Origin of the sequence: Puia sp. (assembly GCF_035546395.1) — a bacterium.
GTDB lineage: Bacteria > Bacteroidota > Bacteroidia > Chitinophagales > Chitinophagaceae > Puia.
Window position 1 is genome coordinate 232,408 of the sequence record NZ_DASZXR010000019.1, and the last position, 14,697, is coordinate 247,104.

Genomic DNA, 14,697 nt, shown 5'->3' on the forward strand with positions numbered 1-14,697 from the left:
AAGTGAAGGTATCCTCCGCAAAAGAGAATATTCTGAAAAAGATAAGGCAGGCGTTGAGTGAATCAACGCCTATTCCTTTTCCACAAAGCGAAGGCAACGCCTCCGTCTTCCATCCTTCGCGGCAAGACCTCGAAGTGGAATTCGCCGAGCAGTTTGCCAAACTACAGGGCAAGTTCATCTTTTGCGTCGATCATGCCGAACTGGTGAGCCAGCTGAATGCGCTGATCGCCACGCAGGGCCTGAAAAAGCTGTACTGTCGCGAAGAAAAGCTGCGCGAAACGCTAAAGGCCCAGGCCTTTGACGGATTCGCCGATGTCGGGCTGGCAGACTGCGACGCCGCCGTCACTACCTGCGAAGGGCTGGTGGCGCGCACCGGCAGCATCATCCTCAGCAGTGCCGGCCGCAGCGGCCGCACCGTCAGCGTCTATGCCCCGGTCCACATCTGCGTCGCGTATACCGACCAGCTGGTTTACGATGTCCGCGACGGGCTCGTCGGCATGAAGGAGAAGTACCCGCAACAGCTCCCGTCGCTGATCAGCTTCGCCACAGGACCCAGCCGGACCGCCGATATCGAAAAGACCCTCGTAGTCGGAGTTCATGGTCCCAAAGAAGTATACTTGTTTCTCGTAGATTCCTGACGGGCTGGAAGCCCGTCGGCCGAAGGCCAAACATTAGCGATAAGTGCCGAAGGCACAGATTACTTTTGCAAAATGCAAGTTCCTCCCGGAAAAAAAATATATTTCCTCTCGGATTTTCATTTAGGCGCGCCCGACCACGCCACCAGCCTGGTGCGCGAACGACGGATCGTCGATTTCCTCGAACGCATCCGCAAGGACGCCGCGGTGATCTTTATCGTCGGCGATCTCTTCGACTTCTGGTACGAATACCGGACGGTCGTGCCCAAGGGCTATGTTCGCATCCTCGGCAAGATGGCGGAAATTACGGACTCGGGCATCCCCATCCACTTCTTTATCGGCAACCACGATATGTGGATGAAGGGATATTTCGAGACCGAGCTGAATATCCCCGTCTATCACGAACCAAAGGAATTCGAGTTCAACGGACTGAAATTCCTCATCGGGCATGGCGACGGCCTGGGACCCGGTGACCGCGGGTATAAGTTGATGAAAAAGATATTCCGCAATCCCGTCTGCCAGGCCCTTTTCGGCATTCTGCCTCCGGCCGTCGGGGTGGGGCTGGCGGGCTGGCTCAGCCGCCGCAGCCGGGCCGTCACCGGCGCCGACGACGCCATCTTCCTCGGCGAGGACAAGGAATGGCTGATCCTTTTCTGCCGGGATGTGCTCAAACGCGGGCATTTTGATTATTTCATCTTCGGCCATCGTCACCTGCCCATCGACTTTTTATTGAACGATACCGGCAGCCGGTATATCAATCTGGGGGACTGGATCCGTTATTATACGTATGCCGTGCTCGACGGGCAACAGCTGACCCTTCAAAGCGAGACCCCCGAAACGGCCGATAAAATCGTCCGAAAATGAACCGCCGCTTCCGCCTTTTCTTTCTGCTGCCGCTGGCAATTGTGGCCTGCACAGCCGCCCGGTCACAACAAAACCCGGCGGATACAGGCGCGCTCTTCCGCCTCACCCGGACGATCGGTCCCGACATTGCCGACTTCACCGTCGACAACCTCGGAAACATCTATATCCTGCGGAAGGACAATCAGCTCCGCAAGCTCAGTCCCCAGGGCGACTCACTGGCCGTCTTCAACGACGTCCGCCGCTTTGGAAACATCGCCTCCATCGACGTCACCAACCCCCTGAAGATCCTCGTCTTCTACCGCGAATTCTCCACCATCCTCGAGTTGGATCGGTTCCTCAACATCGTCAACACCATCGATCTCCGCAAGCTGAATATCCTGCAGGTAAAGGCCATCGGGCTCGCATATGATAACAATGTATGGGTCTTCGATGAGCTGGATGCCATCCTCAAGCGGGTCGGCGATGACGGGTCCCTCGTGGATCGGACCACCGACTTCCGGCAGTTGTTCGACACCGTCCCTGATCCCATCGTCATCCGCGACCAGGCCGGCTTCGTCTACCTCTACGATCCCGCAAAAGGCGTTTATATCTTCGACCACTACGGTACCCTGAAAACGCATCTCGATCTGCGCGGTTGGCGCGACTTCGACGTCATCGATAGATCCCTCCTCGGCCGCGACGACCACAGCTTCTTCCGCTATCAGCCCGGTACGCTGAATATGCAGGAAGAGCCCATTCCCGCGGCCTATGCCGGGGCCAGCCGCATCCGGATAACCCCCTCGGTCATCTATGTCCTGAAGAAGACAGGGCTCGAGATCTATAGCCGAAAATAATCACACCCCGCAGGTCCTTATCTTTGCACCATGCACTCTTTCTGGAATAGCATCGTCTTCGGCAACCCGCTGAAAGCCTACATTATCGTTGCCGCAACGATCCTCTTCGTCATCCTCCTCAAACGGGTCATCTCCCGCCTCATCGCCCGGCTGATCTTCCGGTTCGTCCGGCGGATGGGCTCGGGGCTCGATAAGAGCGCTTTTCTCGACCTGGTTGTCGGCCCTATCGGCATCTTCCTTGTCCTGTTCGTTTCGATCACCTCCATCGAAAAGCTGCATTTCCCCGGCGAGCTCGAATTCGATATCTACGAGGTCCGGTCAAAGGCCATCACCCAGGCCGTTGCCGTGATCATCCTCATCGGCAGCTTTTTCTGGCTCCTGGGTCGTCTGGTGGATTTTATCGCGCTGGTGCTCCGCAGCAAGGCGAAAAGCGGCGGCGGTCCCCGCGATATGCAGATGATCGTGTTCATCCGCGACTTCCTGAAGGCGGTGCTGGGCATCATCGGCATCCTCGTGATCCTGCACAAGGCCTTCGAAGTGGACGTCTCGAACGTCGTCGGCGGCCTCGGTCTGGCCGGCGCCGCCATCGCCCTGGCCGCCAAGGAGAGCATCGAGAACCTGATCGCCTCCTTCGTCATCTTCTTCGACAAGCCCTTCAAGGCCGGCGATGTCCTGAAAGTAAACAATATCTCCGGTACCGTGGAAAAGATCGGTCTCCGGAGTACCCGTATCCGGACCGATCAGAAAACATTCGTCACCGTCCCCAACAAGCAGATGGTCGACAGCGTCGTCGACAATCTCACGCTAAGGACCCAGCGAAAAGGCGAACTCCGGTTGGAACTAAGCCTGTCCACCCCCGCCGCTCAGCTGGACGCCTTCATCACCGGTATCCGCCGGATCCTCGTCCGCGACAAGGTTCAGAACAGCACCGTCTTCCTGGACAACGTCACCGGCAGCGCCTTCCTCGTAAACGTGGATTATTTCACCGCGCCGGTGGCCATCGAAGAGTTCAATACCGTCAAACAGCAGGTCAATCTCGAAGTGTTGCAGTTGATGCAGATGATGGGCCTCAGCATTGCCGGGTCGAGTACGACGATCACCGTGTCGAATCCTGGGCCGCCTGAACCCCTTAAGCCTTAGAGTTTAAACCGCACGATGACCCGAAAATAAATCGTTCCATTTTCCGTTATATTGGCAGGTAATAACTGCCTTTAGGTTATGGGAACCAACGAAAAGTACATGATCCAACTGGATGGCCTGCGATTCCTTGCCGTAGTTGCCGTTATGTTCGGTCATTGGACGGGAGACGTCCCCGCCCTTGCAGGTCTGGATTTTATTGCTGGAACCGCGGGAGTCAACCTTTTTTTTGTTCTTAGCGGGTTCCTTATTTCTCAGATACTAATGGTTAACAAAAGCGAGAACCGCAGCCTGGGCGAAGTGCTGAAAAATTTCTATGCCCGGAGATTTCTGAGAATTTTCCCTCTTTATTACCTTGTAATTGGACTGTCGGCGCTATTGCATATCCCTAAAGCACGCCTTTTCTTTCCATACCTGGTAAAGTATACGTTCAACTATCCCACCGGTCTCTTACGCGCGGCAACGGGGAACATGGCTCATCTATGGTCTCTTTCCGTTGAGGAGCAATTTTATATCTTTTTTCCCTTCGTCATATTGCTTATTCCGGAAAAACTGCAGTTGCGTTTCTTCTATCTCCTGATCCTTATATCCATGGCTTTCAGAGTTCTTTGCTCCCTAATGTTCGAACATCCTGGGGTTGCCCAATGGGTTTCTTATTCATTCACACCTGGATGCTTTGACTGTTTTGCTTTAGGGGCTATTCTGGCCTATTATAAATTGAACGATCCCGCGAAACTACAGCGGCTTTTAGGGCAGCGGTTGATCGTCTATGTTGCAGCCCTGACGTCGATCGCTTTATATGTTCTGGTGGCTTATCGTCCCAATAATCTGCTGACTATGGTTTTCGGGCGAACTATGATGGCAATTTTCTTCTTTTGGCTGGTTGGAATGGCCGGCCTGGGGAAGTTCAAAGCCGGTTTTGGAAGGTTTATTCAATGGAAGCCGGTCGTTTACCTTGGGAAAATATCCTATGGCCTTTATGTTTACCATTACTTCATGCCCTGGGCCTTCGGTCATTTTCACCTCGAGCACCCCCAAATTTATTATTTACCGGCAACGATCCTTATTGCAACCATCTCCTGGTATTCATTCGAGCTGCCGTTTAACGATTTAAAAAGATTCTTCGCCTACGAGAAGAAACGGCAGGTTGCCAAGGTAGTTGTATAAAGATGTCCCTTTAGAGTAGGCCTGCGAAGCCTCGATAGCCGCAACTAAAAATTCTTAGAGACGATATCCCCGAGCTCGGTCTCCCACTGCCCATTCTTCCCCCATTCCACCACCCGCCCGACCTCTTTCCCACCCTTCAGGATGATAAACGTTGGGGTATGCGCGAGGTGCATTTCCTCGGGCAGTGGGTTGAGCGCATGCTTCTGCCGGTCGACCGCGACAAAGGTCAGTTGATCGCCGCCAATGCCTGCCGCATCCATCAGCAGGTAGAACTTAGGCAACAAGGCCTGGGTATCGCCGCACCAGGTGCCGCCATCCGTTCCGACCATATAATCCGATTGAGCGTAAGTGAAAATGCCGACACCGATGATGAGGACGACGAGAAGGAGATGCTTCATATAAGGGGAAATTAGGTCAGAGTTGCGCCTTCCATTCCACGAGAAAGGCCTTGATTTTCTGCAGTCGCTGGATTACCTCGAAACCATCTTCCGCCTTTTTATTCTTTTTCAGGAATTCCTTCGCACCCTCGATAGTGTATTTCTTTTGGCGCAGCAGGTGATAGATGAGATGGAGATTCTTGATATCTACCGGGCGGAAATACCGGTCCCCCTTCTTATTCTTCTTCGGCTGAAGGATATCGAACTCCGTCTCCCAGAATCGCAGCAAGGATTGATTCACCCGGAACATCTCCGAAACCTCCCCCATGGTATAATATTGTTTGCTGAACAGCACCTCGTCGGCAGGGATCTCGATCAGCTGGGCCTCCGCCGCCACTTCCTTAAGTGATTTCCGGCCGCGCTTCGAGGTTCCCGGCTTGGCGGCGCTCGTCCGCCCTGCAGGGGTCCTGCGCCGGGTCTTCGGCAGGACCTCCGGGACCTGCGCAACGGGTTCTTCCACCGCCGCCACCGGCGCTTCGACCACCACCGGCTCTCTGACCGCCACGGGCTCTTTGACCACCACCGGCGCAGCCTCTTCCACCGCAAAAAGATCGCCATTGACCACCTTCTCGATCGGTCGAACGGCGATCTCCGGCGCTACCGCCGGCACAGCCGGCTGCTTAAACGACTTGACCCGCACCCCAACCCCATCCGCCGCCAGATACGGGCGCGCCGCCTCCTCCGCCGAAGGCGGCACAGGCTGCGGCTCGGAACCGAAATCCAGCGCTATTTGGGTCAGGTTGCTGCTCATACGCGAAAAACAAAAGTCGGCTCAAAAATCGAGCCTAACGTCCGGAGGACCGTTGCCCGGCGAATTTGCCCTAAGATACACAGGATTAATCAAAACTTTGGTTGCTCGACGCAGCCAGCTTCAGCAGCCGGTCATATTGCTCGGGAGTGATATCATTATAAAAGTAGAAGACCGGGTCCACGGGATCGCCGTTTCGATGCACCTCATAATGACAGTGTGGCCCGGTACTCTTACCCGTGCTCCCCACCCAACCGATGATCTCCCCGCGTTTGACTTTTTGTCCCGGCTTGACCTTCACCCGGAACATGTGCCCATAAAGGGTGCCGTATCCATACCCATGGTTGATAACGACATGGTTGCCATATCCATTGCCCGTATTACCCGCCACTTCAACCGTTCCGTTGGCCGTGGCATAAATGGGCGTACCCTGCGGCGCGGCGAAATCGAGCCCGGCGTGGAACTTCGTCGTCTTATAGACCGGGTCGATCCTATATCCAAACCCGGAGGCGATCCGGCTCAGATCATGGTTGCTCACCGGCTGAATGGCCGGGGTACACGACAACAGCTGCTCCTTGTTCTTGATAAAACCGTCGATCTGGACATAGGACCTGGCCTGGTTGGCGATCCGGGCTGTGAGCTGGTTCAGCGTGGCGGCCACCGACAGGTAAAGATTCTCCTGGTCCATGCCCTGTACCAGCTTCAGCTCCTGCTCCTGCTGGTTTTGCCGCGCCCGCGCACTGTCGGGGATGGGCGCCGCCTCGAATATGGCGCGGTAGACATTGTTGTCCCTTTTCTCCAGCTCCGTCATCTGCTCCTGCAGCTTCTTCACCTTATCGTTAAGGGTATAATAATTGTCCTGCAAGGCTTCATTCCGCTGCATCAGCCTTTTTTCATTGGCCGAAGGAAAATATTTATAGGCGATGGAAACGAGGATCAGGGCGGTTACGACGGCGGCAGAAAGGAATCCCAGGACGCGCAACAGGGTCACCCGCAGGGGAGTCTCCAGCTTTTCATAGCGGAGGGTATTGGTATTATAATAGTACTTGATCTTCTTCATCGGGCAACAAGGTCCAACCGTTCAAAACGGTAGAACGGTAAAACAGCCTGATTTGGTGTACCTTTGCACGGCTTTTCAAGGAAAGCCGTGCGCACAAATATAATAGGTGCAAGCCAAATAACAACCAAAGATTGTTCCGTTTATGATGACCAGTGCCGAAATAAGAAGGAAATTCCTGGACTTTTTCGTGTCGAAAGGGCATACGATCGTGCCTTCCGCCCCCATTGTCGTGAAGAATGACCCGACATTAAAATTCACGAATGCGGGAATGAATCAATTCAAAGACTACTTTCTCGGTAACCGCAGATCCCCTTACTCCCGGGTAGCCGATACGCAGAAATGCCTTCGGGTAAGCGGCAAGCACAACGACCTCGAAGAGGTGGGCGTCGATACCTATCATCATACCATGTTCGAAATGCTCGGTAACTGGAGCTTTGGCGATCCCGCCGATCCCACCGCGGGCTATTTTAAAAAAGAGGCCATCGCCTGGAGTTGGGAACTCCTGACGGAGGTCTATGGCATCCCGAAGGACCGGTTATACGTCACCGTCTTCGAAGGCGCCCCGGCCGACAATCTTCCCCAGGACACGGAAGCCGCCGGGGAATGGGAAAAATGGATCGCCCCCGAACGCATCCTGCTCGGCAGCAAAAAGGACAATTTCTGGCAGATGGGCGATACGGGTCCCTGCGGACCCTGTACCGAGATCCATGTTGATTGCCGCACCGACGACGAACGCGCAAAAGTCGACGGGGCGACCCTCGTCAATAACGATCATCCCCAGGTGATCGAGATCTGGAACAACGTATTCATGCAGTTCAACCAGCTGAAGGACGGCAGTCTCCAACCCTTGCCGGCAAAGCATGTCGACACCGGGATGGGCCTCGAACGCCTGGTCCGGGTACTGCAGGGCAAACATTCCAACTACGATACCGATCTGTTCACCGGCACCATCCACAAGGTGGAAGTTATCGTTAAAAAGACCTACACCTTCGGTGACAGCAAAGCCGATATCGCTTTCCGCGTTATTGCCGACCACATCCGGGCCATCTGCTTTGCAATTGCCGACGGGCAATTGCCTTCCAACACCGAATCCGGCTATGTCATTCGCCGCATCCTGCGCCGGGCCGTCCGTTATTATTATTCTTATCTGGATTATAAGCAGCCCCTGCTCTTCCAACTGGTGCCGGTGCTGGCCGACCAGTTCGCCGGCGTCTTCCCCGAACTGAAGCAACAAACCGAATTGTTGTCGAAGGTCGTAAAGGAAGAGGAAGAAGGATTCCTCAGGACCCTCGAGAAAGGACTGAAGAAGATCGACGATATCGTTCAGAACCGCAAAAAAGCAGGCTCGACAGTCATCGACGGCTCGGCGGCCTTCGAGCTCTACGACACCTATGGCTTCCCGGAAGATCTGACGGCCCTCATCGGCCGGGAGAACGGCCTGGACGTGGACAAAAAAGGTTTCGAAACCGAGATGCAGCAGCAAAAGAGCCGCTCCCGCGCAGCTACCGCCATCGACACCGAAGACTGGGTGGTGCTCGTCGACAACCCGCTGGTGGAGTTCGTAGGCTATGACTCGCTCGAGACGAATACCCAGATCGTCAAATACCGGAAGATAAAGGCCAGGGGCAAAGAGTCCTGGCAGCTGGTGCTGGAAGCCACGCCTTTCTATGCCGAAAGCGGCGGGCAGGTGGGCGACACCGGTACCCTGCTCTCCAAAGGCGAGGAGATCGCCGTGCTCGATACAAAAAAGGAGAATGACCTGATCGTCCATTTTACCGATAAGCTGCCCGCGGATGTCGAAGCCCCGGTGATCGCCACGGTCAACCGGCCAAAGCGGAAGGCCACGGAGGTGCATCACTCGGCCACCCACCTGCTGCACGCAGCGCTCCGCAAGGTGCTGGGTACCCATGTGGCCCAGAAGGGATCGCTCGTCAACGACGGCCAGCTCCGCTTCGATTTCTCCCATTTTGCCAAAATGACCGACGAAGAGATAACCGCCGTCGAAGCCCTCGTCAACGAAAAGATCAGGGAGAATATCCCCGTCATCATCCGGCAAATGCCGAAGGACGAGGCGCTGAAGCTCGGCGCCATGGCCCTCTTCGGCGAAAAATACGGAGATGTGGTACGCGTGGTCATGATCGACCCCGCTTATTCGGTGGAACTCTGCGGCGGCACCCATGTCGGCGCCACCGGCGAGCTGGGCTTCTTCAAGATCAAACATGAGACCGCCGTCGCCGCCGGCGTTCGGCGGATCGAAGCCGTTAGCGGACCCGCCGCCGACGCCTTCCTCGCCGGGCAACTCGCCGAGCTGCGCGCCGTCCGCGAAGCCCTGAAGCACCCACCCCAGCTGGCAAAGGCCGCCGAGACCATGGTCATAGAGAACAGCGAGCTGAAAAAGAAACTGGAAAAGACCGAAGCCAAACAGTTGGCTGATCTGAGACAACAGTTGTTGCAGAAGGTACAGACCATCGGCGGCATCGCTTTCATCGGCGAGATCGTCGAGGTTGGCAGCGCCGATGCGGTGAAGAAATTAACGTTCGATCTCAAGGCAGGACTCACAGCACTTGCAGCACCTTACCTCGCCGTGCTGGCAGCCAAAATCGACGGCAAGCCTGCCGTGGCCGTACTGGTCGACGAGAAGCTCGTTGAAGAAAAGAATCTCCAGGCCCCCGCGATCATCAAGGAGCATGTTGCCCCGCTCGTCAAAGGCGGCGGCGGTGGCCAGAAGACCCTCGCGACGGCCGGCGGCCAGGATGCAAGCCAATTACACCAGGTGATAGTTACCGTACGAGCCTTGTTGACCAGGAATTAATTGTTAGCTTAACACAATGTTAATGACCAGTAGAAAACTAGCAATCCTTTCTTTGGCCCTCAATGTGATATTTGTTTCAGCCTTTGTCGGCAAACGAATTTATTACACCAACCCCGCCGGGAAACCTTCTTCCAATCCCCCTTCTTCGGTGGATGTCTGGAACAAATACCGGGAAAGTGTCTTGACTTATTACCGGTAGACAGCACGGATATCGTCTTCGTGGGCAATAGTATAACGGAAGGATTTCCCCTTCAGGAAATGTTCCCCGGTCTTCATGTCAAGAACCGGGGTATCGGCGGCAATAGAACGAAACATATCCTCGGCCGGTTAAGGGAAATAGTCCAGATGCATCCCCGTAAGTTATTCCTGGAAGCCGGCGTTAACGATATTTGGGATCATGCGTCACTCGACACTCTCAAGGCGAACTACAAGAAGATCGTAGCCGAAATCCGTACCACTTCACCCCAAACCACCCTCTACGTTCAATCCGTGTTTCCGGTTGGCGATCCCTTTAATGAATTGGGTCCTCAGGTTGATTCCTTTAATATATGGCTTGCAGCCTATTGTAATGAAGGAAAGATTCGATACCTCAACATCTTTCCTCTTTTAGCCAACAAAGGTTACCTGGATTCTACCCTGACCTATGATGGATTACATCTCACGGACAAGGGGTATGAAATCTGGAAAAAGGCTATTGATTCATTGGTAAACTAAAGGAATTCACGCAAGTTACAAACGCAGCCTGCAGCCATCCATTTGGGTCACAAGCCTTCAGGGACGGCTAGTTTTTTTGCCAGGATCCGATGCTTCAACAAGGGTTGAAATTTCTTTTCAAGCGCCCAACTTACTATACCGACCAAGGGCACATATAGTGCAAGTTTAACCCAATAGTTCACGACGGGCTGGTCAAGGAGCACAATCTTGCCAAAAAGACAAAGCAACGGAAAGTGAAGTATATAAATGGCATATGAGATACCTCCAATTTTGGCCAATCCCATGCCGACGGTCTTGTTGAAGAAGGGTATTGCGGATGTGACCAGGAACAAGGCAAAATAAACAATGCCAAAAATTAACACACTATCCCTCTCATGAAGGAGCCACGATCCACGCATGAGTCGGAGGGGGAGTAAGGTCAGCAAAATGAAGACCAGGTTTTTGCCTTTGAAGGTCCTCCCGGAAAAGTAAAGAACAATCATAAAACAGAATGGCATGAGCGCAAGGTCATTGATGTTGACGATCGTCTGATACCAAAAGCCAGGTTTGTCCGGAATGGGCCGGATCCGGTTGAAAAATGAGGTTATTCTGTAATGGACAAAAAGATTTTGGATCGCAAGGATATAAAAGAGAAGCGGCAGGAGGCGGACCTGAAGGTTGCCTTGCAGATTCTTAGCCAATATGAGCCCTATCAACCAAAAGCTAAAGCCGATAAAGTAGCCGGTAATCAGCTGCGGTACCGGGGTGATATAAATGCTTATTATCCCTAATGCCAAAGCGACGACAAAGGCGATTACCGGCCGTATCCGGAAAAAAGAGATCGGAATAAAAAGGAGATAATATAGCATTTCATAGTTGATAGACCATGCTGGGTTATCCTCCCAAATAACAGGCCTGGAAATATTCTGGGTAATAGTAAGATTCGCTGCTATCGTTCTCGCATCATAGTGGAACCCGGCCACGAAAAGGCTGAGGAGCATTCCTATGAGGTAGATTGGATAGATCCTCAGCAGCCGCTTTTTAAGATATTCCCGGATACTGGCTCCCTGCATCCGGGTAGGGTGGCTGATGCCTATTACAAAACCTGACAGTACAAAGAAGATCAATACTTCCAGATGAGCGTTGGGCACAAGGGATTTTAGAATGGTTGGACAATATCTGTCGTCGAAATATTTATCATGATAGAATATATGACCCACCATGACTCCAATCGCTGCGAAACCCCGTAAGCCTTCCAGATTTAGGTTAAACGCCTTTTTTGACATCTCGGAATATTGAATTCCCGGACAAGATAAGACTTTGGCACCATTGTTCGTAGCTTTGCCCTAATCAATTATCAGTGGAATCCCAACAACCCGACCCCGAACTGCTGACAACCCTCGTGACCATGAAAATGCCCTTCGGCAAATACAAGGACACCCTCCTCTGCAACCTCCCCGTATCCTACCTCGAATGGTTTCACCGCGAGGGCTGGCCGAAAGGCAAGCTCGGCATGCTGCTCGCCACCATCTACGAGATCAAGATCAACGGGCTCGAAAAACTGCTGGACCCCCTGAAAAGATCCTGAGAACCCACCGGAAATTTTAACATTTCAGAAAACATCCGAAATCTTTCGTAATCCGGAAATTCCCCCTATATTTGATCTACGAAAACCAACGTAGATCATAAATTCATTTAATTCAAAAACTGACGTGATGAACCATCCACTCCTGAAAATGGCGGGACTCGCCTCCCTGGTCCTCTGCCTTCATACCTCTGGCCGCGCCCAGGACGCCGTAACCGCCGGTCCGGACGACGACACCACCGGCCCCGTAAAAACCCATTCCATGGACGAGATCATTATCCGGCACAAGGGGGATAAGGACGCCAAAGTGACCATCGAGATCAAGAATGGCGAGATCTTCGTCAACGGCAAACCGGCTTCGGAATACAAGGACGACAACCTCTCCATTTCCAAACGAAGGTTCAAAAGCCTCAACGGCGGCATGTACGCCGACGGGGACGCGATGGTCCTCACCCCTTTCCGCAACTACAATGGCGGCGCCTGGAATTATGAAGTAAGACCGCGCAAAGCAACGACCACAGGCGCGTTCCTGGGCGTGACCTCGGTGCGGGAAGAGAATGGTCCCGAAGGAGCCAAGGTTGGCGAAGTGTCGGGGAACAGCGCAGCCGAAAAAGCCGGACTGAAAGAAGGCGATCTCATCACAAAGATCGACGATAAACCCATCGACGGCCCCGAATCACTGGCCAGGGTCGTTCGCAGCTACAAACCCGGCGACAAGGTGACCATCACCTTCAAACGGGCAGGCAAAGAGCAAAAGGCCACTGCCGAGCTGGGCAAATCCAAAAGCAGCACCCGCGTCTACGGTTTCAACAACGACGGCAACTGGAGCTGGGATGGGAACAGTGAGGATATTCTCCGCGATTTCAAATACAATGCGCCCAAGGCCTTTACCATGCCCCGTGGCGGTTATGGCTTCTCCTTCGGCGATAACTCCCTCCGCCTGGGCATCCACGCACAGGATACCGAGGACGGCAAGGGCGTTAAGGTCCTCGATGTCGATGATGAGACAGCCGCAGACAAGGCCGGCATCAAGGAAGGCGATATCATCACCCGGTTCGACGGGCAGGAAGTCAACAGCGCCACCCAACTGGCCGAGCTGGCCCGCACAAGACGCGAGGATAAGACAAAATCCACCATCAAGATCAATCTCCTCCGCAATGGCAAACCCATGGAGGTCGAAGTAAAGATCCCCCGGAAGCTCCGGACTGCCGATCTCTGATTTTTATCGTACCTTCACTGGCCCCTGGCAACGCCTGGGGCCAGTGTATTTTAATGAATATCAATTATGATTCATACGAGACAGTGATCGGGCTGGAAGTGCATGCACAGCTGCTTACCCAGACCAAACTGTTTTGCGGCGACTCCGCCGCCTTCGGCGGTGACCCCAACACGCATATCAGCCCCATCACCCTGGCGCTTCCCGGCACCCTGCCGAAGATAAACCGGAAAGCAGTTGAGTATGCCATCCGCATGGGACTGGCCTGCCATTCCGGGATCCAACGCACCAACTATTTCGCCCGCAAGAACTATTTCTACCCCGACCTGCCAAAAGGCTACCAAACCTCCCAACATACCACCCCCGTCTGCATAGGCGGCCGGGTCCACATTCGGACCGCCGCAGGCGAACGCGATATCCAGCTTAACCGCATCCATCTCGAAGAAGATGCGGGCAAAAGCCTGCATGACATCCGCCCCGACGCGACGGCGCTGGATTTCAACCGCGCAGGCGTCCCGCTCATCGAGATCGTGACCGAACCCGACCTTCGCAGCGGTGACGAAGCCTATGCCTATCTTACGGAACTTCGGAAGATGCTCCGCTATCTCGAGATCTGCGACGGCAACATGGAAGAAGGCAGCATGCGCTGCGACGCCAACATCTCCGTCCGGCTAAAAGGGGAGACAAAACTGGGCACCAAGGTGGAAGTGAAGAACCTGAACTCTATCCGCAACGTAAAACGGGCGATCGAATTCGAATCCCGTCGGCTCATCGACCTGCTCGAGGCCGGCGAGCCGATCATCCAGCAGACCCGAAGTTTCGACGCGGACAAAGGCGCCACTTTTGCGCTCCGTACAAAGGAGGAGGCGAACGACTACCGGTATTTCACCGACCCCGATCTCCCGCCCTTCCTGGTAACGGACGAATTTTTAAATTCGATAAAGACCTCGATACCGGCCCTGCCGGAACAGCTGGTCCAGAAGTATACCCAGGAGCTGCAGCTGCCGGAATACGATGCCCGCATCCTCTGCGACGACCGCGACAGCGCCACCTGGTTCGAACGGCTGATCCACTTTACAACCAACTACAAGGCCGCCGCCAACTGGTTGCTCGGGCCGGTCCGCTCCAGTCTCAATGAGAAAAGCCTCGACTGGAAAGACCTCCCATTCACACCCGCATCCCTGGCCGCCCTGATCCGCCTCGTGGAAGAAGGAAAGCTGAGCTTTTCCATCGCCGCCGAACGGGTCTACCCTGCGCTAATGGACGAGCCGCAACGCGATCCCCTGGAGATCGCTACGGCCCTCAATCTCATCCAGAGCTCCGACACCTCGGAGATCAACGCCTGGATCGAACAGGCGCTGGCCGGTATGCCGGATAAAGTAAAGGAGTATAAAAAAGGGAAGAAAGGACTCATCGGGCTCTTCGTGGGAGAAGTGAAGAAGCTGTCCAGGGGAAAGGCCGATCCCAAGCTGACCAATCAATTGTTACTCGAAAAACTCGAAAATTAAGA

15 protein-coding genes are annotated in these 14,697 nt (G+C 54.2%); 10 read left to right on the plus strand and 5 right to left on the minus strand.

Annotated features, from left to right (window positions below; all coding sequences use genetic code 11):
* The first annotated feature begins 2 nt into the window (after window positions 1–2).
* The 5 genes from VHE34_RS27320 (at window position 3) to VHE34_RS27340 (ending at window position 4,636) form a co-directional block, all read left to right on the plus strand.
* Window positions 3–638: a LutC/YkgG family protein gene (locus VHE34_RS27320; RefSeq protein WP_325593975.1), complete on the plus strand. Its 636-nt coding sequence runs from the start codon at window positions 3–5 to the stop codon at window positions 636–638.
* A 72-nt stretch (window positions 639–710) separates the two neighbouring features.
* Window positions 711–1,499, plus strand: coding sequence for a UDP-2,3-diacylglucosamine diphosphatase (locus tag VHE34_RS27325; RefSeq protein WP_325593977.1), 789 nt, complete (start codon window positions 711–713; stop codon window positions 1,497–1,499).
* Window positions 1,496–2,332 carry a hypothetical protein gene (locus VHE34_RS27330; RefSeq protein WP_325593979.1) on the plus strand — a complete coding sequence of 279 codons (837 nt, stop codon included), beginning with the start codon at window positions 1,496–1,498 and terminating at the stop codon, window positions 2,330–2,332. Before VHE34_RS27325 ends, VHE34_RS27330 begins: the two co-directional genes overlap by 4 nt.
* Window positions 2,333–2,362: 30 nt before the next feature.
* Window positions 2,363–3,472, plus strand: coding sequence for a mechanosensitive ion channel family protein (locus VHE34_RS27335; RefSeq protein WP_325593982.1), 1,110 nt, complete (start codon window positions 2,363–2,365; stop codon window positions 3,470–3,472).
* A 78-nt stretch (window positions 3,473–3,550) separates the two neighbouring features.
* On the plus strand, window positions 3,551–4,636 hold the full coding sequence (locus tag VHE34_RS27340; protein WP_325593984.1) for an acyltransferase: 1,086 nt from the start codon (window positions 3,551–3,553) through the stop codon (window positions 4,634–4,636).
* Between the two features lie 44 nt (window positions 4,637–4,680).
* Here VHE34_RS27340 and VHE34_RS27345 read toward each other — a convergent pair whose 3' ends face one another.
* The 3 genes from VHE34_RS27345 to VHE34_RS27355 all read right to left on the minus strand — a co-directional run bounded on the left by VHE34_RS27345 (window position 4,681) and on the right by VHE34_RS27355 (window position 6,881).
* A complete protein-coding gene (locus VHE34_RS27345) occupies window positions 4,681–5,034 on the minus strand; it encodes a thioredoxin family protein (RefSeq protein WP_325593987.1) in 354 nt (117 codons plus the stop codon).
* A 16-nt stretch (window positions 5,035–5,050) separates the two neighbouring features.
* A complete protein-coding gene (locus VHE34_RS27350) occupies window positions 5,051–5,824 on the minus strand; it encodes a MerR family transcriptional regulator (RefSeq protein ID WP_325593989.1) in 774 nt (257 codons plus the stop codon).
* Between the two features lie 85 nt (window positions 5,825–5,909).
* Window positions 5,910–6,881, minus strand: coding sequence for a M23 family metallopeptidase (locus tag VHE34_RS27355; protein WP_325593991.1), 972 nt, complete (start codon window positions 6,879–6,881; stop codon window positions 5,910–5,912).
* 142 nt (window positions 6,882–7,023) lie between these two features.
* On the opposite strand from VHE34_RS27355, the gene alaS reads away from it, so the two are divergent.
* Window positions 7,024–9,693, plus strand: coding sequence for an alanine--tRNA ligase (alaS, locus tag VHE34_RS27360; protein ID WP_325593993.1), 2,670 nt, complete (start codon window positions 7,024–7,026; stop codon window positions 9,691–9,693).
* A 189-nt stretch (window positions 9,694–9,882) separates the two neighbouring features.
* Here alaS and VHE34_RS27365 read toward each other — a convergent pair whose 3' ends face one another.
* Window positions 9,883–10,008 (minus strand): hypothetical protein, encoded by a 126-nt coding sequence (locus VHE34_RS27365; RefSeq protein WP_325595509.1) that lies wholly within the window; start codon window positions 10,006–10,008, stop codon window positions 9,883–9,885.
* On the opposite strand from VHE34_RS27365, the gene VHE34_RS27370 reads away from it, so the two are divergent.
* Window positions 9,952–10,407: a GDSL-type esterase/lipase family protein gene (locus VHE34_RS27370; protein WP_325595503.1), complete on the plus strand. Its 456-nt coding sequence runs from the start codon at window positions 9,952–9,954 to the stop codon at window positions 10,405–10,407. The two genes, VHE34_RS27365 and VHE34_RS27370, sit on opposite strands and share 57 nt — an antisense overlap.
* 47 nt (window positions 10,408–10,454) lie before the next feature.
* On the opposite strand, the gene VHE34_RS27375 is transcribed toward VHE34_RS27370, so the two are convergent.
* Complete coding sequence (locus VHE34_RS27375; protein ID WP_325593995.1) at window positions 10,455–11,672, minus strand: acyltransferase; 1,218 nt, start codon at window positions 11,670–11,672, stop codon at window positions 10,455–10,457.
* Window positions 11,673–11,746: 74 nt separating this feature from the next.
* On the opposite strand from VHE34_RS27375, the gene VHE34_RS27380 reads away from it, so the two are divergent.
* The 3 genes from VHE34_RS27380 to gatB all read left to right on the plus strand — a co-directional run bounded on the left by VHE34_RS27380 (window position 11,747) and on the right by gatB (window position 14,695).
* Window positions 11,747–11,974, plus strand: a complete 228-nt coding sequence (locus VHE34_RS27380; RefSeq protein ID WP_325593997.1) for a DUF3820 family protein — start codon at window positions 11,747–11,749, stop codon at window positions 11,972–11,974.
* Window positions 11,975–12,101: 127 nt separating this feature from the next.
* On the plus strand, window positions 12,102–13,190 hold the full coding sequence (locus tag VHE34_RS27385; protein WP_325593999.1) for a PDZ domain-containing protein: 1,089 nt from the start codon (window positions 12,102–12,104) through the stop codon (window positions 13,188–13,190).
* Between the two features lie 53 nt (window positions 13,191–13,243).
* Window positions 13,244–14,695, plus strand: a complete 1,452-nt coding sequence (gene gatB, locus VHE34_RS27390; protein ID WP_325594001.1) for an Asp-tRNA(Asn)/Glu-tRNA(Gln) amidotransferase subunit GatB — start codon at window positions 13,244–13,246, stop codon at window positions 14,693–14,695.
* Window positions 14,696–14,697: the final 2 nt, after the last annotated feature.